This window comes from Tenacibaculum mesophilum (assembly GCF_003867075.1).
GTDB classification, from domain to species: domain Bacteria; phylum Bacteroidota; class Bacteroidia; order Flavobacteriales; family Flavobacteriaceae; genus Polaribacter; species Polaribacter mesophilus.
This window is the reverse complement of record NZ_CP032544.1, coordinates 830,578-855,315: the sequence shown is the minus strand read 5'-3', so window position 1 is coordinate 855,315 and position 24,738 is coordinate 830,578. Positions and strand designations below refer to the sequence as shown.

Below are 24,738 nucleotides of genomic sequence, written 5' to 3'. Positions count from 1 at the left end.
ATTATTAATAACTACATCAATAGAAGAGATGAAACAAGTGAAAACAATTTCAATGGTTTTAGCAGCTATGTTTTTAATGGCAAGTTGTAAAAATGAAAAATCTGAAAGTATTGCAATGAAAAGTGCTTCAGATATAGCAGTTAAAGGAACGATAGAAGCAGAATTAACAGCTCCGCCTCATGTTCCAGCACCTGTTGGTAATAGATCAGCTAAAAAGTTACTGGTAAATATGGAAATTCTTGAAAAAGAAGGAACTATGACAGATGGTGTAGAATATGTGTACTGGACGTTTGGTGGTTCTGTTCCAGGTAGCTTTATAAGAACTAGAGTAGGAGATGAAGTAGAATTTACCTTATCTAATCACCCAGATAATAGATTACCTCATAATATTGATTTACATGCAGTAACAGGTCCAGGTGGGGGAGCAACTTCATCATTTGTAGCGCCTGGTCATGAAAAAACATTCTCATTTAAAACATTAAATCCTGGATTATATGTATATCACTGTGCTACTGCGCCTGTGGGAATGCATATTGCTAACGGAATGTATGGTTTAATTTTAGTAGAGCCTGAAGGAGGTTTACCAAAAGTAGATAAGGAATATTATATTATGCAAGGAGATTTTTATACAAAAGGGGAAAACGGAGAACCTGGTTTACAGGCTTTTGATATGAGAAAAGCAGTAGACGAAGATGCAGATTATGTAGTGTTTAACGGAAGTGTAGGAGCTTTAACAGGAGATAATGCAATTACCGCTAATGTTGGCGAAACAGTACGTTTATTTGTAGGTAACGGAGGTCCTAACTTAACATCATCTTTCCATGTTATTGGTGAAATTTTTGACAATGTTCATGTTGAAGGCGGTTCTGTGATTAATAAAGATGTACAAACAACTTCTATTCCGGCAGGAGGAGCTGCAATAGTAGACTTTAAGGTAGATGTTCCAGGTACTTTTATTTTAGTAGACCATGCTATTTTTAGAGCGTTTAACAAAGGTGCTTTAGGAATGCTAAAGGTAAAGGGAGAAGAAAGCAAAAAGATTTATTCAGGAGTAAAACAAGAAGGTATTTACAATCCAGAAGGAGGTACTATTCAAGAAATGCCAAATGGTAAAGAAGATAAAGCTGTAACTTCTAAGCAAGAAAAATCTTTAGCGCAAAAAATAGCAGACGGTAAACAGATTTATACGAAAACGTGTTTTGCTTGTCACCAGGCTAATGGTGAAGGAATTCCAAATGCATTTCCTCCTTTAGCTAAATCAGATTATTTAAATGCTGATGTAAAGAGAGCTATAGATATTATTTTACATGGTAAAACAGGAGAAATTACAGTAAACGGTCAAAAATATAATAGTGTAATGACCAAGCAAGCGTTGAACGATCAAGAAGTAGCAGATGTACTAACCTATGTTTACAATTCTTGGGGAAATAATAAAACCAACGTTAGTGTAAATACTGTAATGGAAGTAAAAAGTACTCACTAAAATTGTAGTTAAACTCTAAATTATAAGAAATGAAAACTATTTTAAGATTGACAATTTGTATATTTTTCTTAGGCATTTCCAATATGAATTGTCAATCTAAAATGGTTCCTATTAAAGGTGGTAGTTATATTCCTTTGTACGGAAGAGATTCAGCAAGAGTAACGATTCAAGATTTTTTAATGGATGTATATCCTGTAACTAATGAAGATTTTTTACAGTTTGTAAAAGAAAACTCAAAGTGGAGAAAATCTAAAGTAATTAAACTTTTTGCAGATAAAAGTTACCTGATTAATTGGAAAAATGATATAGAAATAGGGGAGAAGGTTAACTTAAAATCACCTGTAACCAATGTTTCATGGTTTGCAGCAAAATGTTACTGTGAAAAGCAAGGAAAACGATTACCTACTGTAGATGAATGGGAATATGTGGGAATGGCAAATCAAAAACTATCAGATGCAAGAACTTTAAAAACGTATAATGAATACATTTTAAGTTGGTATGAAAAGCCAAGAACATTTAATAATATTATAGGGTCAACATTTAAAAACTATTGGGGAGTGTATGATATGCATGGATTGGTTTGGGAATGGACCTCTGATTTTAATTCAGTATTGGTATCAGGAGAATCTAGAAAAGACGTTGACAATGATAGTAATTTGTTTTGTGGTAGTGCAGCAGTAGGGTCAACAGATTTAATGAATTATGCAGCTTTTATGCGTTATGCTACCCGTGGAAGTTTAAAAGCTAAATACACAATGAGAAACTTAGGTTTTAGATGTGTAAAAGATAAAAATATAGCACAATGAAAGTAGTAAAATATATAACGACACTTCTTTTTTCAATTACGTTAGTAAGTTCTTGTAAAAAAGAAAAAAGCAACACAAATTTAGTAACTGCATATGAATGTCCGATGTTTTGCGAGGGAGATAAAACATATACAGAAGAAGGAAGTTGTCCGGTTTGTAAAATGGATTTAACACAGAAAGATAAAAAAGAAACTAAAGAGTTAGCTTTAGCTACTGATATTTCTGAAAGTTCTATATTTAATTTAACATCAGAATGGAAAACCGAAGAGAATAAAACGATTCATTTAGAAGATTTAAGAGGAAAAACTTTGGTAATGGTCATGATTTATACTACGTGTAAAGCTGCTTGCCCAAGATTGGTTGCTGATATGCGTAATATTGAAGCTAAAATACCTAAAGAATATAACGAAGACTTACAATACGTTTTAATTAGTATTGACCCTAAAAATGATACTCCAGAACGATTAAAGGCTTTTGCGAAAGAAAACTTTATGGATGATGAGCATTGGACTTTTTTACAAGGTACAGAAGAATCTGTTAGAGAATTTGCCAATGTACTAGCTGTGAAATACAAACAAATTTCTCCATTAGATTTTTCACACTCAAATATCATCAGTGTATTTAATCCGGAAGGGGAGTTAGTGCACCAACAAGAAGGTTTAGGTGTAGATAATAAAGAAACTATAGCGAGTATTTTGGAAACAGTAAAAAATTAGTTGCCATAAACATGTTTCCTATTAAAAACGTCTTTTAAAAATTTAAAAGACGTTTTTTTATGAGTTGTTTTTTTCAAATTGAGCTTGTATAAACTCTTTAGATTTTCCTTTGGCAATAGAAGCTGTTTGCCATTTATCATTTAAAATCATTTTACCTACATAAGCTATCTGACCAATGTGATATGGAAAATGAGCTATTTGCCTCGTAATACTTTCAATTAACTTAACTTGTTTATTTCTGATAAGAATCGGTTGATTGAAGTTTTCCTCATTTAATGAATCTAAAGCAGCAAAAAGACAGTTCCAACCCTTTTCCCATTGAGCAATCAATTCTTTTTTTGATAAATTATGAGTTTCAAACTCAGCATCTCTATCTCTCCATTCTTTTTCTCCATCAGAAGTAAAAAAATCCGTCCAACGCGACAACATATTTTCAGATACATGAACAATAATAGCAGCTATACTGTTACTTTCTTCATTGTATTTCCAGTGTATGTCTTTTTCTTCTAATTGAGCAATCGTTTTATCAGCAACTTCTTTATACGATTTAAACTGGGTAGTGATATTCTCTAAGTATTCTTTTACCATCATAAAAAAGGAGCTCAATTGAGCTCCTCTAAATTTTTATCTATTAATTGTTTGTTTTCTATCAGGTCCTACTGAAACTATTTTTACAGGTACACCCGTTTCTTTTTCAATAAACGCGATGTAGTTTAATAAGTTTTGAGGTAAATCATCGGCAGAAGTCATTTTTGTTAAATCATCTTCCCAACCTTTGAATTCTGTATAGTTAACACTTACATTTTCTGGTTCAATATTATAAGGTAAGTGAGAAATTTCTTCTCCTTTATAGTTGTATGAAGTACAAACTTTTAAAGTGTCAAAACCAGATAATACATCACCTTTCATCATCATTAATTGCGTAACACCGTTTACATCAACAGCATACTTTAAAGCAACTAAATCTAACCATCCACAACGACGAGCACGTCCTGTTGTAGCTCCAAATTCATGACCAACTTTCGCCATAGTAGCTCCGTCTTCGTCAAATAATTCAGTAGGGAAAGGTCCAGAGCCTACACGAGTAGTGTATGCTTTAAAAATACCGAAAACCTCACCAATTCTATTAGGAGCAACTCCTAAACCAGTACAAGCACCAGCAGCAGTGGTGTTTGAAGAGGTTACGAAAGGATATGTTCCAAAATCAATATCTAATAATGACCCTTGAGCTCCTTCAGCTAAAATAGTTTTACCTTCTTTAATAGCATTGTTTAAAAACTCTTCAGAATCAATAAACTGTAATGTTTTTAATTTTTCAATTCCTCTAGAAAATTCAGCTTCTAACTCGTCTAAATCGTAATCGATTTGAACATCAAAGTATGCTAACATACTTAAATGCTTTTCAGTTAAAGCTCTATATTTCTCTTTCCAGTTATCTAATTCTAAATCACCAACACGCATTCCGTTTCTACCAGTTTTGTCCATATAAGTAGGTCCAATTCCTTTTAAAGTAGAACCGATTTTTGCTTTTCCTTTTGAAGTTTCAGAAGCTGCGTCTAATAATCGGTGAGTAGGTAAAATTAAATGTGCTTTACGAGAAATTAATAATTTAGAAGTATAATCAATATTATGCTTATCTAAGTTTTCTAATTCTTTTTTAAAGATAACAGGGTCAATAACCACTCCGTTACCTACTACATTTAAAGCTGTTTTATGAAAAATTCCTGAAGGAATGGTGTGTAATACATGTTTGTTTCCATCAAAAATTAGTGTGTGACCAGCATTTGGACCTCCTTGAAAACGCGCGATTATATCGTAGTTTTTTGTTAAAACGTCTACAATCTTACCTTTTCCTTCATCTCCCCATTGTAGTCCGAGTAATAAATCTACTGCCATTTAGTGTGTTGTTAAGTGTTGTGTTTTATTTGTTGTTTCTTTTTGTTCCGTAGAAATAAAGTGAATGGTTGTGAATGTCTATATCGAAAACATCTTCAATTGTTTTTTTAATGATTTGAATTCTTGGGTCACAAAACTCTTTTACTTCACCACTATCTGTAAGTATTACGTGGTCGTGATTTTTATCGAAGTAACTTTTTTCGTAACGAGCCATTGATTGACCTTCAAACTGATGTTTACGAACCAAACCACAGTCTAGCAACAAATCCATCGTATTATAAAGAGTAGCTCTACTAACACGATAGTTTTTGTTTTTCATTTTAATGTATAGAGATTCAATATCAAAATGTTCTTCAGCGTCATAAATTTCTTGCAAAATAGCATAGCGTTCTGGTGTTTTACGATGCTTGTTCTCTTCTAAAAAAGAAGTGAATACTTTTTTTACAATTTCTTGATTTTCGGCTGAATTATTCATTTATTTTTTAAATTTTACGAAAGGACAAATTTACGTTTATTTCTTGATAAAAAACAAGGATGTTAAAAACGAAATTTACAAAGTATTAACACGTTCAACTTTTTGAACGCCTTCTACTTGTTTCATGTTGTTAATTAATTTATCGAGTTGTGTCTTATTTTTTACACTTAATGATAGTTTTCCGTCAAATACACCATTATCTCCAGATATATTAATACTATGTATAAATACATCCATACTATTGGAAATTATCTTAGTAATATTATTTACTATTCCTTTATTATCAATTCCCGAAAGGTGTAAAATGGCTGTAAATTCTTGCTTGGTGGAATCAATCCACTTTGCAGGCATAATTCTGTAAGCATAGTTTGATTGTAATGAAATAGCATTTGGGCAATCGTTTTTGTGCACTTTAATACCTTCATTAATAGTTACAAAACCAAAAACTTTATCACCAGGAATTGGAGAGCAGCATTTAGCCAAAGTATAATCTAATGTTTGTTCTTCTTTACCAAAAACAAGTGCATCGTATTTGTTTGTAACTTCTTCTTTTTCGGATATTTCTTTTGATGGAGAACGCCTAAATGTACTTTTAATAAAGCCCATGAAGCGATTACTTCTCTGAGCAACAAAGTCTTTAAGTTGTGTGTTGTCTATGGCTCCATTACCAACTCGATAGAATAAATCGAAGCTAGTTTTTAGCCCAAAATAACTTGCTAATTCATGAATAACCTTTTCACTGGAATTGATTTTTAAATGACGCAGTTTTCGTTGTAAAATAGCTTTTCCTTCTTCTGCTATTTTCTTTTCTTCTGCTTTTAAAGCTGATTTAATTTTAGCTCGTGCTCTTGCAGTAATAACAAAATCTAACCAGCGTACATTCGGTTTATTGTTAGAAGCGGTGAGTACTTCTACCTGATCTCCACTTTTTAACTCGTGACTTAAAGGAACCAGTTTCCCGTTTACTTTTGCCCCACGACATTTTAAACCAACATCGGTATGTACGGAAAAGGCAAAATCTAATGCAGAGGCTCCTTTTGGAAGTGATTTTAAATCTCCTTTAGGAGTAAATACATAAATTTCTTTAGCATAAAGATTAAGTTTAAAATCTTCGACAAAATCTACAGCATCTAAACTTTGATTTTCTAAACTTTCTTTTAAACGATTTAACCATCCTTCTAAACCATTTTCTTTAACAGCTCCTTGTTTATATTTAAAGTGGGCTGCATAACCTTTTTCGGCTATTTCATCCATTCTTTCAGAACGGATTTGAACTTCTACCCATTTAGCTTGGGGGCCAATTACAGTTATATGCAATGCTTCGTATCCAGTTGATTTTGGCTGAGAAATCCAATCTCTTAATCTGGCAGGATTTGGTTTAAAAAAGTCTGTAACGATTGAGTATATTTTCCAAGCATCAAACTTTTCATCGTCAGAAGTTGGTTTGTATATAATACGAATAGCAAATTTGTCGTACACTTCATCAAAAGTTACGTTTTGTTTACGCATTTTTCTACGGATAGAAAAAATAGATTTAAAACGTCCCTTTATTTCATAAGTAAATCCTTCTTTGTTTAAAGCTTCTTTTAAAACACTAGTAAAACTATCAATATATCTCTGTTGATCTTCTTTACTTTCTTTTATCTTGTTAGCAATATCTCTATATACATCAGGCTCTGTGTACTTTAAGCCAAGGTCTTCAAGTTCAGTTTTAATATTATAAAGACCTAAACGATGTGCAAGAGGAGCATAAATATACAAGGTTTCAGAGGCTATTTTTACCTGCTTATGAGGCGGCATAGAATCCATAGTTTGCATATTATGTAACCTATCAGCAATTTTAATAAGTATTACCCTAACGTCATCATGTAATGTGAGTAACATTTTTCTAAAATTCTCTGCTTGGATAGAGTAGTCTTGCTCTTGTTTTAAGTTTGATATTTTAGTTAATCCGCTTACAATACGAGCAATGTTTTCTCCAAATAAGCGCTCCATATCATCCAAAGTATAATGCGTGTCCTCAACAACATCATGTAGTAGAGCAGCAGCAATAGATGTTGCACCTAAACCAATTTCATCTGCAACTATTTTTGCTACAGCTATAGGGTGATAAATATAAGGTTCTCCTGATTTTCTACGTTGTTCAGAATGTGCTTCTACAGCAATATCAAAAGCTTTACGTATCAGTTTTTTATCGTCTTCTGATAATGTTTGATATGTACCTTTTAACAAATTTTTATATCTACTGGCTATTTCTTTATTTTCTTCTTCTATCGTCACATTATAACTCATACAATAAAACTCTTTTACTTAACTGGATTAAAATAAAAATAATATAAAGAATTATATTGAGCAAGTTTTATATACAAATGTTTTATATGAGCTCGTTACTTTTATATAAATTATAAAAACGAAAGAAATAATGATAATTTACTGGTTAAAAAAATAACGACTAACCAAGTAGTCATAGAGGTGTCTGATGGTTTTTCTAATAGCTTTCTTTTTCAAACCCTTATGATAATAATCTGGAAAGAGGCGGAGCAGATGTTAACATATAATAGACAGACATGACCTAAAAATATTTAGGGTTTTTCCTGTAAAAACATATAGATTTATAACATAACTTTATACTTTATTTAAAATTAAGTAACTACATAACAAGTCCCCCCGAAATATCATTATAAGATGATATTTGACCTCCGGTTAATAAAGTTCGGAGGTTTTTTTATTCTTCGGGCAACCTTTTTTCAAATCAGGTAGTCTTTATATTTGTAAGGCTACAAAAAAGTAACTATTGATTTGAAAATTATTTCATTACATAATAAAGAAGCATCACTTATAAAACAAGTAAAAAGACAAAGTAGAGAAGCTCAGCAACAAATATTTGAGCAGTATTCTCCAAAAATGTTAGGAGTTTGTAGACAGTATGTTAAAGATTTACATCATGCGGAAGATTTAATGCTACAAGGTTTTTTTAAAGTTTTTACGAATATTGAAAAATTTAAAGGAGAGGGAAGTTTTGAAGGTTGGATTCGTAGAATTATGGTAAATACTAGTATTAGTTATTTACGAAAAAAGAATCCAGTTCAAGTATCAGATGAAGACTTTGTTTTTAATGATGCTGCAACGGAAAGCCTTGAAAACACATCGGCAGAAGATATACAAAAGTTAATAGATGAGTTACCTGAAGGGTATAAGTTAGTTTTTAACTTATATGCTATTGAAGGATATAAGCATTCAGAAATAGCAGAAAAATTACAAATTTCTGAAAGTACCTCTAAGTCACAATTATTTAAAGCTCGTAAATATTTACAAGCTAGTTACGAGAAAATTAATCAAGTAAGAAATGTCAAGCAATAATATTGATAAACATATAGCAGAAAAGCTAAAGAACAGAGAGCTTAAGCCATCCAACTCAGCATGGGAAAGGTTAGAGACTTGTTTAGATAATCAGGAGGCAACAAAGAAAAGAAACTGGTTTTTATATATAGGTTATGCAGCTGGTTTAGCTTTATTAATAAGCTTTGTAGCTCTCTACTTTACAGGTTCAGATTCAAAAACGCTAATAGAAGAAGTTATAGTTAATACTTCAATAGATACACTAAAAATTAATAATAAAGGTATAGAGAAATTTATTAAGAACACAGATGAAGCTGTGGTGGAGTTAGAAGAAAAGAAGCAAGAGAAACAGATAAGAAAGAAGAAAAAGATTACAGTAATTAGGAGTTCTACCTTAAGAGAAGAAGAAAAAGTCTTTAAAAGCATCCAAAATCAAGAATTACCAAGAGAAGAGGAGGTAGTAGCAAAGATGGATAAACCAATAGTAACAAAAAAGAAAGAATTTAATTCAAGAGTTAAAGTAAATAGTGATGATTTATTATTTTCAGTAACACATACTCCAAATGAAGTTAAAGAATATTATGCAAAGCATAAGTTGAAAAGAGAAGATGTGTTAAAAGCTATTGAAGATGAATTAAAAGAATCAAACTTAAAAATAGATCCTAGCATCATTTTAGCAGAAGTTGAAAGAACGATTGATGATGAAGAGTTTAAGGGAGACTTTATGCAAAAACTAAAATCAAGAATATCCGACATTGCGGTAGCGATTGTTGATAGAAATAAATAAAGCGCTTATTAATTATCGATAATTAACCATTCAAAATTATTATCAGTTTAATTTAAAATTACAGAAATGAAAAGAATACTATTATTAGTGTTGTTTGTAACGACTATTGCCCAATCTCAAGAAAAAGTATTTGAAAAAGAAGTAAAGAAAATATCAATGAGCATTGATAGTATTACTAAGCAGCAAAAAGACTCTTTAAAGATGAGAGTAAAAGAGATTAACACAAAATTAGAAAAGAATACAATATCGTTTGATGAAGCAACAGCATTAAAAAAAGAAGCAGCGGCTTATCACGCAGCTCAAATAGAGAAAAAAGTTAGTTTTGAAGAACAAAAACTACAACAACTTGTCCAAGACAAAATTGATGGTAAAATATTTAGTAGTGAAGAAAATTCAACCGAAAGTACTTTTAGTATAGCAGGAACTAAGTTTAAATTAGATTTTTCTAAAGAAGACATAGAAAAAGAAAAGAAAAGAAGAAAAAAAAGAACTACAACACAGTTTGTTTTTGCCTTAGGTGTAAATAATGTATTAACAAATAACAAGTTAAGTTCTTTAGACGATTCAGACTATAAATTTTGGCAATCACATTTTTACGAGTTAGGGTTTACTTGGAAAACACGTTTGTCAAAAGAACCTTCAAAAGCATATTTTAAATATGGTTTCTCTTTTCTATGGAATAATTTAAGAGCTAAAAGCAATCAATATCATATTGTAAATGGAAATGAAACAAACTTAAGTATTCATCCAGAGCAACTTTCAGAAAGTAGGTTACGACATGTACAAATGACATTTCCAATGCACTTAGAGTTTGATTTTTCAAAAAACAAAAAATATTCTGATGGAGAAATTGTAGATAGAACACATCAAAGCTTTCAGATAGGAGTAGGTGGTTTCTTGGGTTTTAAACTAGGAACTCGTCAATATTTAGAGTATAAAAATGCACAAGGAGTTACAGTTGAAGAAGTTCAGAAGAATAATTTTAATATGAATAAATATAACTATGGGTTAAGTGCTTATGTTGCTTACCAAGGAATTGGATTATATGCTAAATATGACTTAAATCCACTATTTAAAAATACAGATACAAGAAATATTTCATTAGGAGTTCGATTTGATATTAATTAATCAGATTACAAGATTACTCTAAAAATATCATCAGAATAAATTAAATCTCAAAAGAAAAATTATTGTAAAATAAATGTTTAAAGCTTGAAAATATATTTCCTATAAGTTGTTTTTTTGAGTTTGTTTTATTAAAAAAAATAAAAAAACTTGCATAATTCAATTTTTATTTCAAATATTTGTAACAACAAAAACGAAGAAATGAATTTTATTCAATTACATCATCATCATTTTCATACTTGCACTCAGGCGAGCTGAAAATGTATTGAATAAAATCAAGATATATTTTAAACCCGTTTGAGTAAATCAAACGGGTTTTTATTTTCAACAAGGCGCCACGAAAATACTTCTCAAAAGATTTGCTCAAACCCATTCAAAACTAAAATGAGTAAATTAAAAATAGCCATACAAAAATCAGGAAGACTCAACCAAGATTCCTTACAAATTTTAAAAGATTGTGGAGTTTCTATTGATAACGGTAAAGATCAATTAAAAGCTTCTGCAAACAATTTTCCTTTAGAGGTTTTTTATCTAAGAAATGGTGATATTCCGCAATATTTAAAAGATGGAGTTGTAGATATAGCCATCATTGGCGAGAATTTATTAATAGAAAAAGGAGAGGAGATTCAATTTATAGAAAAATTAGGTTTTTCAAAATGTAAAGTATCCTTAGCAATTCCTAAAAATGAGAAATATACAGGAATAAACTATTTTCAGAATAAAAAAATAGCAACCTCATACCCGAATACAGTTTTAAAATTTCTAGAAAAAGAGAACATAAAAGCACAATTACATATTATTAATGGTTCAGTAGAAATAGCTCCAAATATTGGATTAGCCGATGGTATTTGTGATATTGTTTCTAGTGGTTCAACTTTATTTAAAAACAATTTAAAGGAGGTAGAAGTTTTATTAAAATCAGAAGCAGTATTAGCGGTTTCTCCTCAAATAAAAGAGCAACAACAAGTAATACTTAACAAGTTACAGTTTAGAATTCAATCAGTATTAAAAGCAAGACAATCAAGGTATGTGCTATTAAACGCTCCGAATGAAAAATTAGAAACAATTATTAATATTTTACCAGGAATGCGCAGTCCAACGGTACTTCCTTTAGCTGAAGAAGGGTGGAGTTCTGTGCACTCTGTATTGAATAAAAATCAATTTTGGGAAATTATAGACGAATTAAAAAGTAATGGAGCAGAAGGTATTTTGGTGTGTCCAATAGAAAAAATGGTTGTTTAATAACAGAAAAGTAGCCAATAATTATAGCTAAAAACAATAAAAATAAACAGATGAAAATTATAAAAAATCCAGGGAAAAAAACTTGGGAGTCACTGTGTAAAAGAGTTACTTTAAGTGAAAACAGTTTACAGGAAACAGTACAAACAATACTAAATGATGTAAAGCTTAATAAAGATAGAGCTTTAAAAAAATATACACAGTTATTTGATGGAGTGTTATTAACCGAGTTAGAAGTTTCTAAAAAAGAGTTAGAAGAAGCACAAAACTTAGTTTCAGAAGAATTAAAATCTGCCATACAATTAGCAAAAAATAATATTGAAGCTTTTCACAACACCCAAAAAGAAACACCTAAAAAAATAACAACAACAAAAGGAGTAACTTGTTGGAGAAAAAGTGTAGCAGTAGAGAAAGTAGGCTTGTATATTCCTGGGGGCTCTGCACCATTATTTTCTACTATTTTAATGTTAGGAGTGCCAGCAAAAATAGCGGGTTGTAAAGAAATAGTATTATGTACTCCAACGAATAAAGAAGGTAAGATTAACCCAGCTATTCTATACACTGCTTCTTTGGTAGGAGTAACTAAAATTTTTAAAGTTGGAGGAGCTCAGGCTATTGGAGCGATGGCGTACGGAACAGAAACCGTTCCTCAAGTATATAAAATATTAGGACCAGGGAATCAGTTTGTGACCAAAGCCAAAGAATTGATACAACAACAAGGGGTAGCTATTGATATGCCTGCAGGCCCTAGTGAAGTACTTGTAATTGCAGATGAAACATCAAACCCTGTTTTTGTAGCTTCCGATTTATTATCACAAGCAGAACACGGAGCAGATAGTCAGGCTATTTTAGCTACTACTTCTGAAAAAGTTGCTCAAAATGTTATAACAGAACTAAACAAACAAATAGAAGAATTACCTAGAAAAGAATTAGCTAAAAAAGCAATAGGGAATAGTTTTGCAGTTGTTTTAAATTCTTCTGAAGAATGTATCCAGTTTAGTAATGAATATGCTCCAGAGCACTTAATTATAGCATCAGAAAAAGCTTCTGAATATATCGAAGGAATTGTAAATGCTGGTTCAGTATTCTTAGGAAATTACAGTTGTGAAAGTGCAGGTGATTATGCTAGTGGCACCAATCACACCTTGCCAACTAACGGTTATGCAAAAAACTATAGCGGAGTTTCGTTAGACAGTTTTGTAAAGAAAATTACTTTTCAAGAAGTAACTAAAGAAGGAATTGAAAATATAGGTGAAGCCATAGAATTAATGGCAGAAGCAGAAGGCTTACAAGCGCACAAAAATGCCATTACAGTTAGATTAAAAGAGTTAAATGGCTAAGCGTCATTTCGAATGAATATGAGAAATCTTAACCTTATTGAGTAACACCTCAAAATAGTTAACAATGAAAAAAATAAACTTAAACAAGATAGTACGCACAAACATTCAGCAATTAAAAGCTTATTCTTCTGCTAGAGATGAATTTAAAGGTGTTGCTGAAGTGTATTTAGACGCTAATGAGAATCCGTTTGGTACTTTGAATCGCTATCCAGATCCGCAACAAATAGCAATTAAAAAACGATTGTCTGAGATTAAAGATGTAAATGAGAATCAAATTTTTATAGGAAATGGAAGTGATGAAGTAATCGATTTAGCATTTAGAATATTTTGTAATCCGGGGAAAGACATAGCCTTAACTTTTACACCCTCTTATGGAATGTATAATGTTTCCGCAGCTATTAATGATGTTGAATTGATTGAATTAGCTTTAAATCAAGAATTTCAGATAAATACAGATGTTTTAGAATGTTATTTAGAAGATGAAAATTTAAAAATAATATTCATTTGTTCACCAAATAACCCAACAGGTAACTGTTTTGAAGATGAAACAATTGAGTTTATTCTTAGTAAATTTAAAGGAATTGTAATTATTGATGAAGCTTATATTGATTTTAGTTCTAAAGAATCTTTTATAAATCAATTAAAAAATTACCCTAATTTAATTATAAGTCAAACCTTTAGTAAAGCATGGGGATTGGCAGGTGTTAGAGTAGGAGCAGCCTATGCTAGTAAAGAAATCATTGATATATACAACAAGGTGAAGCCTCCTTATAATATCAGTGCTTTAAATCAAGAAGCTGTACTTAATAAGTTAGATAACTTAGCACAGTTTGAGATTGAGAAAAATATCATTCTCAATGAAAAGGAAAAACTAGAAAAACAGCTACAAGAAATTGAATTGGTAAAAAAGATATATCCTTCTGAAGCTAATTTTATACTAATTGAAGTTACAAACGCTAATGAATTGTATAACTCATTAGTAGCTCAAAAAATTATAACTAGAAACAGGAATAGTTTAGTAAATAATTGCATACGAATTACGGTAGGAAGCGAGAAAGAAAACAAGAAATTAATGACTGCATTAAAGGAATTGAGTGTTACACCTGATGAAGTTGAAAATTCATTTTAAATTTTAAAAAAACGATGAAAAAAATATTATTTATAGATAGAGATGGTACCTTAATTAAAGAACCAGCAGATGAACAAACAGATTCGTTTGAGAAATTACAATTCTATCCAAAGGTTTTTCAAGGATTGAGTAAAATAGCCAAAGAGCTTGACTTTGAATTAGTGTTAGTTACTAATCAAGACGGATTAGGAACAGAAGCATATCCAGAAAATACGTTTTGGCCAGTACATAACTTTGTGATGAACACCTTAAAAGAAGAAGGTATTGAGTTCGTAGAAGAAATCATTGACAGAACCTTTGCTAAAGACAACCAACCTACAAGAAAACCAAACACAGGCTTATTAACAAAATATTTCTCTAAAGAATATGATTTGAAAAACTCTTTTGTGATTGGTGACCGTTTAACCGATATAGAACTTGCTAAAAACTTGGGAGCTCAAGGAATTTACATAAATGATGAAACAAATTTAGGAACTGATGAAATTACTGTAAAAAGAGAGGAACTAGATGATTTTATAGCTTTAGAGAGTAACGATTGGAACACTATTTATGAGTTTTTAAAATTAGAAGAACGTTCAGCAACTATTGAACGTAATACAAATGAAACTCAAATTAAAATTGATTTGAATTTAGATGGAACGGGAAAAAGTACAATAAATACTGGTATTGCTTTTTTCGATCATATGTTAGATCAAATAGCGCGTCACGGTCAAATGGATTTAAACATCCAAGTAACAGGTGATCTAGACGTAGATGAACACCACACCATTGAAGATACTGCAATTGCTTTAGGAGAAGTATTTTATAAAGCATTGGGAAATAAACTAGGAATTGAACGTTACGGGTTTTGTTTACCAATGGATGATTGCTTAGCTCAAATAGCCATTGACTTTGGTGGAAGAAACTGGTTAGTTTGGGAGGCAGATTTTAAACGAGAAATGATAGGGAAAATGCCTACGGAAATGTTTTATCACTTCTTTAAGTCGTTTACCGATGGTGCTAAGTGTAATTTGAATATCAAAGCAGAAGGAACAAACGAACATCATAAAATAGAAGCCATTTTTAAAGCCTTTGCTAAGGCTATAAAAGTAGCAGTAAAAAGAGATGTAGATAAGATGATTTTACCATCAACAAAAGGAGTTTTATAACAATGAACAATAATCAATTATCGGTAGACAATGGTTAAAGATAATAATAGGTAACTGATGATTGATAAATGATAATTGAAAAATATGATAGCTATTATAAAATATAATGCTGGAAATATACGATCGGTACAAAATGCGCTAACTCGCTTGGGGTACGAAAGTATTATAACTGATAATCCAGAAGAAATACAATTAGCAGATAAAGTAATATTTCCTGGGGTTGGAGAAGCAAGTTCAGCAATGCAATACTTAAAAGAAAGAAATCTTGATGAGTTAATTGTTTCTCTAAAACAACCTGTACTAGGAATTTGTCTAGGATTACAGTTAATGTGCACATACTCAGAAGAAGGAAATACCAAATGTTTGGGCATTTTTGATGCGTGCACAAAACAGTTTCCACCAAAAGAAAAAGTCCCACATATGGGATGGAATAACTTTTCTGAATTAAAATCATCTAAACTGCTTACAAGCATAGCTTTAGAAGACGATGTATACTATGTTCATGGGTATTATGCAGAAGTATCTAAAAACACACTGGCAATCTGCGATTATATTCTTCCGTTCAGTACCGTTATGCAGCAAGATAATTTTTATGCGATGCAATTTCATCCAGAAAAATCAGCTGATGTTGGAGAGCTGTTATTGAAGAATTTTTTAGAGTTATAAAAAGAAATTAAAATGAGAATTATACCCGCAATAGATATTATAGAAGGAAAATGTGTCCGCTTGACTAAGGGCGATTATGATACCAAAAAAATATATAATGAAAGTCCGTTAGAAGTAGCAAAAGAATTTGAGGCAAACGGAATAGAATACTTACATGTTGTTGATTTAGATGGCGCAAAATCTAGTCGAATTATAAACCACAAAGTATTAGAGCAAATAGCAACGAAAACGAATTTAAAAATTGATTTTGGAGGAGGTCTAAAGTCAGATGAAGATGCTCGAACTGCATTTGAAAGTGGTGCAAACCAAATAACAGGAGGAAGCATAGCGGTAAAAAATCCAGATACATTTATTGGATGGCTTACTAAATACGGAAAGGATAAAATAATTTTGGGAGCTGATTGTAAAGATAGAAAAATTGCGACCAATGGTTGGTTACAAACCTCAGAAGTTGATGTTGTTGAATTTATAAGTGAATATCAAGAAATAGGTATTTTAAACACAATTTGTACCGATGTAGCTAAAGACGGGATGTTACAAGGAGCTTCTTTAGATTTATATTTAGAAATTTTGAGTAAAACTTCAGTCAACTTAATAGCGAGTGGAGGAGTAGCCTGTATCAATGACTTACATCGATTAAAAGAAATTGGTTGTGAAGGAGCCATTGTAGGAAAAGCCATTTATGAAGGAAATATAAGTTTGAAAGAATTACAAGAATTTATAAGTTAAAACATGTTAAAGAAAAGAATTATTCCATGTTTGGATATAAAAAATGGAAGAACGGTTAAAGGGGTCAATTTTATAGATATTAAAGATGCTGGAGATCCAGTAGAATTAGCAAAACAATATGTAAAACAAGGAGCGGATGAATTAGTATTTTTAGATATTACAGCTACTTTAGAAAATAGAAAAACCTTAGTTACATTAGTAAAAACAATTGCACGAGAGATTAATATTCCTTTTACTGTCGGTGGAGGTATTAGTACTGTTGAAGATGCAGTGGCGTTAATACAAGCTGGAGCAGATAAAGTAAGCATCAATTCTTCCGCAGTAAAAAATCCACAATTAATTACGGATTTAAAAAATCGGTTTGGGAGTCAGTTTGTAGTTGTAGCTATTGATACGAAAAATGTAAATGGGGAATGGAAAGTGTTCACCAAAGGAGGTACTTTTGAAACCGAACTAGAAACTGTGAGTTGGGCTACAGGGGTTGAAAAATTAGGCGCAGGTGAAATTCTATTAACTTCTATGAATAGTGATGGTACTAAAAACGGATTTGACATTGAAGTAACCAATGCAGTGAGTAAAGCTGTTAATATTCCTGTGATTGCTTCTGGTGGTGCTGGAAAAGTAGAGCACTTTACTGAAGTCTTTACCAAAACCCAAGCTAGTGCAGGATTAGCTGCTAGTATCTTTCACTTTGATGAAATACCAGTACCCGTACTAAAAAACGAATTAAAAAAACAAAACATAGCTATACGATGAATATAGATTTTACAAAAGGAAACGGGTTAATTCCTGTTGTTATTCAAAACAATACTACTTTGCAGGTGTTAATGCTGGGTTATATGAATAAAGAAGCCTTTATCAAAACACAAAAAGAAGGAAAAGTTACTTTTTATAGCCGAAGTAAAAATAGACTTTGGACAAAAGGTGAAGAATCAGGAAATTTTTTATGGGTAAAAGATATTCAAATAGATTGTGATAATGATACTTTATTGATTAAAGTAACTCCAGAAGGACCAACCTGTCATAAAGGAACAACTTCTTGTTTTGGAGAAGAAACCTCTAAAGGTTTTTTATATTCGCTAGAAAGTACTATTTCTGACAGAATAGATAATGATGTTGAAACTTCTTACACTAATAAACTTTTTAAAAAAGGCATTAATAAAGTAGCTCAAAAAGTAGGAGAGGAGGCAGTAGAAGTAGTTATTGAAGCAAAAGATAATAATGATGAGTTATTTAAAAATGAAGCAGCTGATTTACTATATCATTATTTAATTTTATTAAAGGCTAAAGGTTTTAAGCTAACAGATATTGAAAGTGTTTTGAAAAATAGAAATTAATAAAGTTAGTTAACATGTTACAACCTCATTTATAGAAAGTTTATAAAGTCAACTATTAGGGAAGGCTATGTGCTAATATTAATTATAAAACTATAATTATTCTTTTTAAAGTTAAGTAAGAAGAAAGATGTAGATAATAAATTATTAACTTTTAGATATTTAATACAGTTTAGTTTTTTTAAAGACGATTTTGAATAAAAAATGTTAAGGATGATAAGAAATATGAGAAATATTAATAATCGATTGTCTATTTTTACGGTATGAAAGAAGACTTACACCAACTATTTACAGAGTTCCAAAATAGTATACAAAAAAACGATTTTGTAAAATTGACTTTAAGTAAACCAATTCGTAAAAGTGATGACTTGTCGAATGTATACGTTCGTCAAATAACGCTAAAAGGAGACGTGTGTTTTCAGTTTTTATATCGATATAAAACAAACGACCAGGCAAAAAATTATTCATTTGAAGAGAGTATAGAAGAATTAACTCTTTTACTTTCAGAAAAGTTTAGAGCGGCGACATTATTTACGTTGGAAAATGATTTATTAGTGTTTCTTTCTAAGAAGAAGAAAGTAAGCTATAAAACTACACAACCTAGTTTTAAAAATAAGTTACCAGAAACCCATGACAAACCCAAAGAGAAAAGAGCCAAAAACAGCGAGTATTTATATCATTTGGGAATAACTGATAAAGAGGGAAAGGTAATCCCCAAAATGGCGGATAAATACCGTCAAATTAATAAGTATTTAGAAATTATAGAAGCGCAAATACAATCGGTTAAGTTACCTAATCATATCAATATTGTTGACATGGGGTCAGGAAAGGGGTATTTAACCTTTGCTTTATATGATTATTTGGTAAATCAAAAAGGGTATACAGCTAGTGTTACAGGTATTGAATTGCGTGAAAGTTTGGTAAATTATTGTAATAATATTGCTAAAAAATGTGGGTTCAAAGGTTTATTATTTGTAGCACAACCTATTCAGGAGTATGACAATGATAAAATAGATATTTTAATAGCTTTACATGCTTGTGATACAGCTACAGATGATGCTATATACAAAGGGTTGGTTTCTAAAGCAGAGTTAATCATTTGTGCACCGTGTTGTCATAAACAAATCCGTCAACAAGTAAAAGGAAAAGAGCAGGAGAGTCCTTTGTTAAAATATGGTATTTTTAAAGAACGTCAGTTTGAAATGGTTACTGACACCATACGCGCTTTAATTTTAGAGAAGAATAATTATACTACGAAAGTTTTTGAATTTATAAGCAACGAACATACACGTAAAAATGTAATGCTGATAGGTGCTAAATCATCTAAAAAGGTAGATGAAAAACGTATTGAAGCTAAAATTTCAGAATTAAAAGGAGCTTATCAAATAGAACAACACTATTTAGAGGGCTTACTATAACTTTTTATAATGAGTACATCTGTTAGTAATGTGTTTAAAGATCTTCAGTTAGAAAGTGAAGAATTAAAGGTAGTTGAGGATATTTTTTCAGAAGTAACTTATAAAAAAGGTGATATGATATTACATACTAACGAGAAAGTATACTATCAATATTATGTAATAAAAGGTTGTTTACGAACTTTTTTTATGGATACTAAAGGAAAAGAACATACCATACAATTTGCAATTCACGATTGGTGGATTAGTGATTATATAGGTTACTTTTCTGAATCAGAATCGATACTTGCCATTGAATGTATTACCGATGCTATTGTATTAAAAGTAGCCAAGAATGATTTAGATAATATTTATGAAAAAGTTCCTAAAATAGAACATTTTTTTAGAAAAAAGTTAGAGCGTTCAACAGTGCGATTTCAAAAAAGAATCTTAAATAATTTGGTGTTATCAGCTAAAGAGAGGTATCATTTGTTTTTACAAACCTATCCAAACATAGAGCAACAAATTAAAAACTATCATTTAGCATCTTATTTAGGAATAACAACCGAAAGTTTAAGTAGAATACGAAAAGATACATTATAAGCCTCTTTATTACCATACATCAATTTTTTTTTAACTTTCATGTTCTAATTTTGGAGTAACTTAAAAATATAAATAACATGAAAAAAGTAGTATTTGTACTAACTAGTCATGAAGAGCTAGGAAATACAGGAGAAAAAACAGGTTTTTGGATTGAAGAATTTGCAGCACCTTATTATCTATTAAAAGATAAAGGAGTAGAAGTGACTCTAGCATCTCCAAAAGGAGGACAACCACCAATTGACCCTAAAAGTAATGAACCAGATTTTCAAACACCAGCAACACTTCGTTTTAATAAAGATGAAGAACTTCAAAATGTCATGGCGAACACTGCAAAGTTAAGTGATATTAGTGAGGCTGATTATGATGCTATTTTTTATCCAGGAGGACATGGACCTTTATGGGATTTAGCTGAAGATAAACATTCTATAGCTTTAATAGAAGCTTTTTATACAAACGATAAGCCAGTTGGTGCTGTTTGTCATGCGCCTATAGTATTAAAAGATGCACAAGTAAATGGAGAGCCTTTAGTTAAAAATAAAAAAGTAACTGGTTTTTCTAATACAGAAGAAGAGATAATGCAATTAACTTCAATTGTGCCATTTTTAGTGGAAGATGAGCTAAAAAACAAAGGCGGAATTTATAGTAAAGCAGGAGATTGGCAAGAATATGTTATTGAAGACGGAAATTTAATTACAGGACAAAACCCAGCTTCATCAGAGTTAGTAGCTGAAAAATTACTGGCAAAATTATAGTTATTCTAAGGGAGAATATTAAAATAAAAATCGGTTAAAAATATTTTTAGCCGATTTTTATTTTTTAGGTATAAGTAAAAAGGTTTTATTGTACATTTAACGCCTAAGAATAAAAAAATGAAAGAATCTAAACCACTAATTATAGCGGCTTTTATTGCTATTTATGTCATTTGGGGATCCACTTATTTATTGAATAAAATTGTTGTTACAGAAGTATCTCCGTTATTATTAGCGGCCATTCGTTTTTCTATATCGGGAGCATTAATTATGTTAATAGCTAAGTTTTTAAAAGTACCTATTACAGTAACCAAAAAGCAACTTTTAAACTCTGCGATAGCAGGCTTCCTTTTTTTAGTATATGGAAATGGAATGTTTGTTTGGGCATTAAAGTTTGTTGATAGCGGTTTTGGAGCGTTATTAGCGGCAACACAGCCATTATTTGTATTATTACTACTACGTTTAATTGATGGAAAAAAGATGCAACGACAATCAATTATAGGAGTAGTTTTAGGGATTATAGGAATGTATTTATTGGTTAGTCAAAATGAAATAACAACTTCAAAAGATATGCTAATAGGAATTTTTATGATTTTTTCTTGTGTTTTAAGTTGGAGTTATGGTAGTGTATTTGTTTCTAAAGCCAAACTTCCTAAAAACTTTTTTGTAAGTACAGGTTACCAAATGCTTTTTGCAGGTGGCTTACTTTTTACTGCATCTTTATTATTAGGTGAAAACTGGTCTTCTCCCTTGGATTGGTCTTTTAAAGCGCAAGGAGCTATGTTTTTATTAATAGTTTTTGGAAGTATTGTAGCTTTTACATCTTTTAACTACTTGTTAAAAATTGTTCCTACAGAAAAAGTATCAACATCAGCGTATGTAAATCCTGTCGTAGCCTTGTTTTTAGGATGGTATTTTTTAGATGAAACCTTAACAACACAATCGGTAATAGCGTCTATTGTATTATTATCAGGAGTTTATTTTATTACGTCAAGAAAACGAATATCAAAACTTAAAGTAACTTCTAAACCACAAAAAGTATAAGTAGTTGTAGGTTTAACTTGTTTAATATTTAAAAGAGTGAATAATTTTTGATATTATCACGAACTTTTTACTTTTGCTTAAATTTTAAAAAAATCAAAGAACTATGAAAAAGACGAAGTTAGTTATAGCTTTGTTTATTTTATCTAAACTTTTAATTCAATGTAGTAGTAATGAACCAGTTCCTGAAGTAGAAGTAGATCCAGAACCAGAAGAGTTAAAAGAAGTTAAACTATCTATTAAATTACCTGATGATTACGAGACTTTAAATTTTAAAGACCTTGTTATAGGAAACGAAAAGACATTACCTATATCTATATTTAATGAAGGAAATTTGACCTTAGAAATTACAGAGGTAATTCTTCCCGAAGGCTTTTCAGTGAATTTAGAAACTATTAAAATACCTCCAAGTGATTTTTTTGAATTAGATATACTTTTCAAACCTACTGAAGAAAAGAAATATTCAGGAAATATCACATTTACTAGTAATGTAACGGAACCTTATAACAATACAATTCTTGAGGGATTAGGAGTTAATGATACTTTTGAGGGTGATGTTGATTTTAAAACTCAGAAAGAGTTAATCGATTTTATAGGTAAAGGATATAAAAACATTAATGGAACACTTGGTATAGGAAGTCCTTACGATGGTGCGAATCACCCTGTAACAGATTTAAAATTATTGAAATCTTTAAATTCAGCTAAAAGATTAAGTGTCTGGGGAGCTCAAGTTACCTCTTTAGAAGGTTTAGAAAATATCAAAGGAATAGAGACAATTCAAATAGCTCTTAATAATAACTTAACAAGCTTAAATGGCTTTCCAAAAAATAATTCATCTGCTCTAATTAATATAGTACAAAACGAAAATTTAATAGACATAAAAGCTTTAGCCGGTATTGAAATTATAGACTGGTTAAGAGTTCATAGAAACCCTAAATTAGAAAGTTTAACAGGGCTTGAAAATTTGAAAGAAATTAAACGAGATTTAGAGATATCAGGAAATTATGTTATAACAAACTTAGATTCATTTTCAAATTTAGAAAGGGTTGGAGGTAATATTTCCATTCAGGAAAATAATGCTTTATATAGTTATTGTGGATTAGTTAATTTGATGAAATTAGGTGGGTTAGAAGGTACTTTTTACCTCCCTAGACGTAATAGATTTAATCCTTCATGGGTTGATGAGTTAGATTGTGAAAGACAAGTACCTTTTAATGAATACCATGGAGTACAAACATGGATTGATGATCGTTATGATTTAGATTATTTTAAACAAAAAGGGTTTACAAAAATTAGTGGAGAAGTTTATATAAATGATAGTGATATAACTACTTTAACCGCATTGAGTAATATAGAAGAAATAGAGCACCTGTATATACAAAGAACAAATCTAGAGAGTTTGGAAGGATTAGATAATTTAAGAAAAGTAAAGTCTTTATATATTGAATATAATGATAAGCTTTCTAATTTTTGTTCTCTTGGTTCACTAACTATTGAAGGTAGTTCAAGAATAGAAAATAATTTATATAATCCTACAGTTACTGATTTAGCAAACGAAAACTGTAAACAATAAAACTAAAGAGGTTTAGGTTAACTCAGTCAAAATACATTATGAATTAAGCACACTTGGAACTTTGTTTTTGAGTGTGTTGTTTTTTTATAATTAATATATTTTTTTGAATATTTAAATCTAAAAATGTTAGCATAAAACCACAAAAAGTATAAGCAGTTTAACTTCAAATTTCAAAGAGAGAGCTATTTTCTAATATTTAAAAGTTAAACTTTTTAGTATGAATTTTGAAGTTTTGTATAACCAATAATGGAAGTTAATTACAAAAAATATTGTCTATAACATGCAAATTCATTGCTAGGTAAAAGACGGTTTTATGTTACATCTTTTGCATAAGTATTTACGCTGTAATTTATGTACAAAAAAATGCTAGAGATGTAGAGTAGTATATAAAAAAGAGTGTTTAGTTACAAACTTACACTAAATCATTAAATTATTTAAGTAGCAAAATTTGTTTATGGATTAAAAAGCAGTATATTTGCAGGCTTAAAAATAAATTTTAAACAATTTAATTATGAATCATTACGAAACTGTTTTCATTTTGAATCCCGTTTTATCTGAAACTCAGATAAAGGAAACAGTAAAGAAGTTTGAGGACTATTTACTTTCTAAAGGTGCAGAAATGATTTCTAAAGAAGATTGGGGCTTAAAAAAATTAGCGTATCCAATCGAAAAGAAAAAAAGTGGATTTTACCACTTATTTGAGTACAAGGTAGCAGGTGAAGCAATTGCTCCGTTTGAATTAGAGTTTAGACGTGACGATAGCGTTATGCGTTATTTAACTGTAAAGTTAGACAAGCATGCTGCAGCTTGGGCTGAAAAGAGAAGAAACCGTGTTAAATCTGCAAAAAAGTAAGAAATGGCATCTATAGAACAACAAGCAAAAGGAAATAAGCAAGGGGAAGTACGTTACTTAACTCCGCTTGATATCGAAACTAAAAAAGAAGCTAAATACTGTCGTTTCAAGAAAAACGGTATTAAGTACATCGATTACAAAGATGCAGACTTCTTAATGTATTTAGTAAACGAGCAAGGTAAAATTTTACCAAGACGTTTAACAGGAACATCATTAAAATATCAACGTAAAGTGGCACAAGCTATTAAAAGAGCTCGTCACTTAGCTTTAATGCCTTACGTTGGAGATATGTTAAAATAATAAAGAAGTAGAA

At 30.6% G+C, this 24,738-nt stretch carries 25 protein-coding genes; 21 read left to right on the top strand and 4 right to left on the bottom strand.

The genetic code is table 11. The features are described from left to right. Nucleotides 1-28: 28 nt before the first annotated feature. Genes nirK through D6200_RS04020 form a run of 3 tightly spaced genes read left to right on the top strand, consistent with a single transcriptional unit; the run spans nt 29 to nt 3,005 of the window. Nucleotides 29-1,483, top strand: a complete 1,455-nt coding sequence (gene nirK, locus D6200_RS04030; RefSeq protein ID WP_073184162.1) for a copper-containing nitrite reductase — start codon at nt 29-31, stop codon at nt 1,481-1,483. A 29-nt stretch (nt 1,484-1,512) separates the two neighbouring features. Continuing rightward, entirely contained in the window at nt 1,513-2,289 is a 777-nt protein-coding gene (locus D6200_RS04025; RefSeq protein ID WP_073184160.1) for a formylglycine-generating enzyme family protein, read from the top strand. After that, nucleotides 2,286-3,005 carry an SCO family protein gene (locus tag D6200_RS04020; protein WP_073184157.1) on the top strand — a complete coding sequence of 240 codons (720 nt, stop codon included), beginning with the start codon at nt 2,286-2,288 and terminating at the stop codon, nt 3,003-3,005. The genes D6200_RS04025 and D6200_RS04020 overlap by 4 nt, the downstream gene beginning before the upstream one ends. A 57-nt stretch (nt 3,006-3,062) precedes the next feature. Here D6200_RS04020 and D6200_RS04015 read toward each other — a convergent pair whose 3' ends face one another. The 4 genes from D6200_RS04015 to D6200_RS04000 form a co-directional block, all read right to left on the bottom strand. Continuing rightward, the gene (locus D6200_RS04015; protein ID WP_073184156.1) at nt 3,063-3,596 is read right to left on the bottom strand and encodes a DUF1572 family protein; all 534 of its coding nucleotides are present in this window, start codon (nt 3,594-3,596) and stop codon (nt 3,063-3,065) included. A 33-nt stretch (nt 3,597-3,629) separates the two neighbouring features. Then, nucleotides 3,630-4,901: an adenylosuccinate synthase gene (locus tag D6200_RS04010; RefSeq protein WP_073184154.1), complete on the bottom strand. Its 1,272-nt coding sequence runs from the start codon at nt 4,899-4,901 to the stop codon at nt 3,630-3,632. A 25-nt stretch (nt 4,902-4,926) separates the two neighbouring features. Beyond that, entirely contained in the window at nt 4,927-5,376 is a 450-nt protein-coding gene (locus D6200_RS04005; protein ID WP_073184152.1) for a Fur family transcriptional regulator, read from the bottom strand. Between the two features lie 75 nt (nt 5,377-5,451). Beyond that, entirely contained in the window at nt 5,452-7,668 is a 2,217-nt protein-coding gene (locus D6200_RS04000) for a RelA/SpoT family protein (RefSeq protein WP_047788905.1), read from the bottom strand. Nucleotides 7,669-8,175: 507 nt separating this feature from the next. Between D6200_RS04000 and D6200_RS03995 the strand changes: the two genes are divergently transcribed. The 18 genes from D6200_RS03995 (at nt 8,176) to rpsR (ending at nt 24,725) form a co-directional block, all read left to right on the top strand. Then, nucleotides 8,176-8,736: an RNA polymerase sigma factor gene (locus D6200_RS03995; protein WP_073184150.1), complete on the top strand. Its 561-nt coding sequence runs from the start codon at nt 8,176-8,178 to the stop codon at nt 8,734-8,736. Next, nucleotides 8,723-9,502 (top strand): hypothetical protein, encoded by a 780-nt coding sequence (locus D6200_RS03990; protein ID WP_073184148.1) that lies wholly within the window; start codon nt 8,723-8,725, stop codon nt 9,500-9,502. Before D6200_RS03995 ends, D6200_RS03990 begins: the two co-directional genes overlap by 14 nt. A gap of 66 nt (nt 9,503-9,568) precedes the next feature. Next, nucleotides 9,569-10,630, top strand: coding sequence for a hypothetical protein (locus tag D6200_RS03985; protein WP_206337270.1), 1,062 nt, complete (start codon nt 9,569-9,571; stop codon nt 10,628-10,630). Between the two features lie 381 nt (nt 10,631-11,011). Next, the gene (gene hisG, locus D6200_RS03980; protein WP_073184144.1) at nt 11,012-11,869 is read left to right on the top strand and encodes an ATP phosphoribosyltransferase; all 858 of its coding nucleotides are present in this window, start codon (nt 11,012-11,014) and stop codon (nt 11,867-11,869) included. A gap of 50 nt (nt 11,870-11,919) precedes the next feature. Further along, nucleotides 11,920-13,206, top strand: a complete 1,287-nt coding sequence (gene hisD / locus D6200_RS03975) for a histidinol dehydrogenase (protein ID WP_073184142.1) — start codon at nt 11,920-11,922, stop codon at nt 13,204-13,206. Nucleotides 13,207-13,270: 64 nt separating this feature from the next. Further along, a complete protein-coding gene (gene hisC / locus D6200_RS03970; RefSeq protein ID WP_073184139.1) occupies nt 13,271-14,335 on the top strand; it encodes a histidinol-phosphate transaminase in 1,065 nt (354 codons plus the stop codon). Between the two features lie 14 nt (nt 14,336-14,349). Then, nucleotides 14,350-15,483 carry a bifunctional histidinol-phosphatase/imidazoleglycerol-phosphate dehydratase HisB gene (gene hisB / locus D6200_RS03965; protein ID WP_073184137.1) on the top strand — a complete coding sequence of 378 codons (1,134 nt, stop codon included), beginning with the start codon at nt 14,350-14,352 and terminating at the stop codon, nt 15,481-15,483. A gap of 84 nt (nt 15,484-15,567) precedes the next feature. After that, nucleotides 15,568-16,149: an imidazole glycerol phosphate synthase subunit HisH gene (hisH, locus tag D6200_RS03960; protein WP_073184135.1), complete on the top strand. Its 582-nt coding sequence runs from the start codon at nt 15,568-15,570 to the stop codon at nt 16,147-16,149. Nucleotides 16,150-16,161: 12 nt separating this feature from the next. Beyond that, nucleotides 16,162-16,878 carry a 1-(5-phosphoribosyl)-5-[(5-phosphoribosylamino)methylideneamino]imidazole-4-carboxamide isomerase gene (gene hisA, locus D6200_RS03955; RefSeq protein ID WP_047788896.1) on the top strand — a complete coding sequence of 239 codons (717 nt, stop codon included), beginning with the start codon at nt 16,162-16,164 and terminating at the stop codon, nt 16,876-16,878. Nucleotides 16,879-16,881: 3 nt separating this feature from the next. Beyond that, nucleotides 16,882-17,634: an imidazole glycerol phosphate synthase subunit HisF gene (hisF, locus tag D6200_RS03950; RefSeq protein ID WP_047788895.1), complete on the top strand. Its 753-nt coding sequence runs from the start codon at nt 16,882-16,884 to the stop codon at nt 17,632-17,634. Beyond that, entirely contained in the window at nt 17,631-18,215 is a 585-nt protein-coding gene (hisIE, locus tag D6200_RS03945; protein WP_047788894.1) for a bifunctional phosphoribosyl-AMP cyclohydrolase/phosphoribosyl-ATP diphosphatase HisIE, read from the top strand. The genes hisF and hisIE overlap by 4 nt, the downstream gene beginning before the upstream one ends. A 260-nt stretch (nt 18,216-18,475) precedes the next feature. Further along, nucleotides 18,476-19,630 carry a class I SAM-dependent methyltransferase gene (locus D6200_RS03940; RefSeq protein ID WP_047788893.1) on the top strand — a complete coding sequence of 385 codons (1,155 nt, stop codon included), beginning with the start codon at nt 18,476-18,478 and terminating at the stop codon, nt 19,628-19,630. 9 nt (nt 19,631-19,639) lie between these two features. Then, a complete protein-coding gene (locus D6200_RS03935; RefSeq protein WP_047788892.1) occupies nt 19,640-20,209 on the top strand; it encodes a Crp/Fnr family transcriptional regulator in 570 nt (189 codons plus the stop codon). Nucleotides 20,210-20,286: 77 nt separating this feature from the next. Beyond that, nucleotides 20,287-20,961, top strand: a complete 675-nt coding sequence (locus D6200_RS03930; RefSeq protein ID WP_047788891.1) for a type 1 glutamine amidotransferase domain-containing protein — start codon at nt 20,287-20,289, stop codon at nt 20,959-20,961. A 117-nt stretch (nt 20,962-21,078) separates the two neighbouring features. Continuing rightward, on the top strand, nt 21,079-22,002 hold the full coding sequence (locus D6200_RS03925; RefSeq protein ID WP_047788890.1) for an EamA family transporter: 924 nt from the start codon (nt 21,079-21,081) through the stop codon (nt 22,000-22,002). 103 nt (nt 22,003-22,105) lie between these two features. Further along, nucleotides 22,106-23,572, top strand: coding sequence for a hypothetical protein (locus tag D6200_RS03920; protein ID WP_047788889.1), 1,467 nt, complete (start codon nt 22,106-22,108; stop codon nt 23,570-23,572). A 511-nt stretch (nt 23,573-24,083) separates the two neighbouring features. Further along, on the top strand, nt 24,084-24,425 hold the full coding sequence (gene rpsF, locus D6200_RS03915) for a 30S ribosomal protein S6 (protein ID WP_047788888.1): 342 nt from the start codon (nt 24,084-24,086) through the stop codon (nt 24,423-24,425). A gap of 3 nt (nt 24,426-24,428) precedes the next feature. Beyond that, nucleotides 24,429-24,725, top strand: coding sequence for a 30S ribosomal protein S18 (gene rpsR, locus D6200_RS03910; RefSeq protein WP_028892048.1), 297 nt, complete (start codon nt 24,429-24,431; stop codon nt 24,723-24,725). The last annotated feature ends 13 nt before the right edge of the window (nt 24,726-24,738 follow it).

Bases quoted from the DNA above. Each gene is read 5' to 3' on its own strand.
- D6200_RS03940 (WP_047788893.1), top strand. From the start codon at position 18,476: ATGAAAGAAGACTTACACCAACTATTTACAGAGTTCCAAAATAGTATA.
- rpsR (WP_028892048.1), top strand. From the start codon at position 24,429: ATGGCATCTATAGAACAACAAGCAAAAGGAAATAAGCAAGGGGAAGTA.
- D6200_RS04000 (WP_047788905.1), bottom strand. From the start codon at position 7,668: ATGAGTTATAATGTGACGATAGAAGAAGAAAATAAAGAAATAGCCAGT.
- D6200_RS03990 (WP_073184148.1), top strand. From the start codon at position 8,723: ATGTCAAGCAATAATATTGATAAACATATAGCAGAAAAGCTAAAGAAC.
- D6200_RS03925 (WP_047788890.1), top strand. From the start codon at position 21,079: ATGAAAGAATCTAAACCACTAATTATAGCGGCTTTTATTGCTATTTAT.
- D6200_RS03920 (WP_047788889.1), top strand. From the start codon at position 22,106: ATGAAAAAGACGAAGTTAGTTATAGCTTTGTTTATTTTATCTAAACTT.
- D6200_RS04010 (WP_073184154.1), bottom strand. From the start codon at position 4,901: ATGGCAGTAGATTTATTACTCGGACTACAATGGGGAGATGAAGGAAAA.
- D6200_RS04005 (WP_073184152.1), bottom strand. From the start codon at position 5,376: ATGAATAATTCAGCCGAAAATCAAGAAATTGTAAAAAAAGTATTCACT.
- hisC (WP_073184139.1), top strand. From the start codon at position 13,271: ATGAAAAAAATAAACTTAAACAAGATAGTACGCACAAACATTCAGCAA.
- hisD (WP_073184142.1), top strand. From the start codon at position 11,920: ATGAAAATTATAAAAAATCCAGGGAAAAAAACTTGGGAGTCACTGTGT.
- hisG (WP_073184144.1), top strand. From the start codon at position 11,012: ATGAGTAAATTAAAAATAGCCATACAAAAATCAGGAAGACTCAACCAA.
- D6200_RS03930 (WP_047788891.1), top strand. From the start codon at position 20,287: ATGAAAAAAGTAGTATTTGTACTAACTAGTCATGAAGAGCTAGGAAAT.
- D6200_RS03935 (WP_047788892.1), top strand. From the start codon at position 19,640: ATGAGTACATCTGTTAGTAATGTGTTTAAAGATCTTCAGTTAGAAAGT.
- D6200_RS04020 (WP_073184157.1), top strand. From the start codon at position 2,286: ATGAAAGTAGTAAAATATATAACGACACTTCTTTTTTCAATTACGTTA.
- hisF (WP_047788895.1), top strand. From the start codon at position 16,882: ATGTTAAAGAAAAGAATTATTCCATGTTTGGATATAAAAAATGGAAGA.
- D6200_RS04025 (WP_073184160.1), top strand. From the start codon at position 1,513: ATGAAAACTATTTTAAGATTGACAATTTGTATATTTTTCTTAGGCATT.
- hisB (WP_073184137.1), top strand. From the start codon at position 14,350: ATGAAAAAAATATTATTTATAGATAGAGATGGTACCTTAATTAAAGAA.
- rpsF (WP_047788888.1), top strand. From the start codon at position 24,084: ATGAATCATTACGAAACTGTTTTCATTTTGAATCCCGTTTTATCTGAA.
- D6200_RS03985 (WP_206337270.1), top strand. From the start codon at position 9,569: ATGAAAAGAATACTATTATTAGTGTTGTTTGTAACGACTATTGCCCAA.
- hisH (WP_073184135.1), top strand. From the start codon at position 15,568: ATGATAGCTATTATAAAATATAATGCTGGAAATATACGATCGGTACAA.
- hisA (WP_047788896.1), top strand. From the start codon at position 16,162: ATGAGAATTATACCCGCAATAGATATTATAGAAGGAAAATGTGTCCGC.
- D6200_RS04015 (WP_073184156.1), bottom strand. From the start codon at position 3,596: ATGATGGTAAAAGAATACTTAGAGAATATCACTACCCAGTTTAAATCG.
- nirK (WP_073184162.1), top strand. From the start codon at position 29: ATGAAACAAGTGAAAACAATTTCAATGGTTTTAGCAGCTATGTTTTTA.
- hisIE (WP_047788894.1), top strand. From the start codon at position 17,631: ATGAATATAGATTTTACAAAAGGAAACGGGTTAATTCCTGTTGTTATT.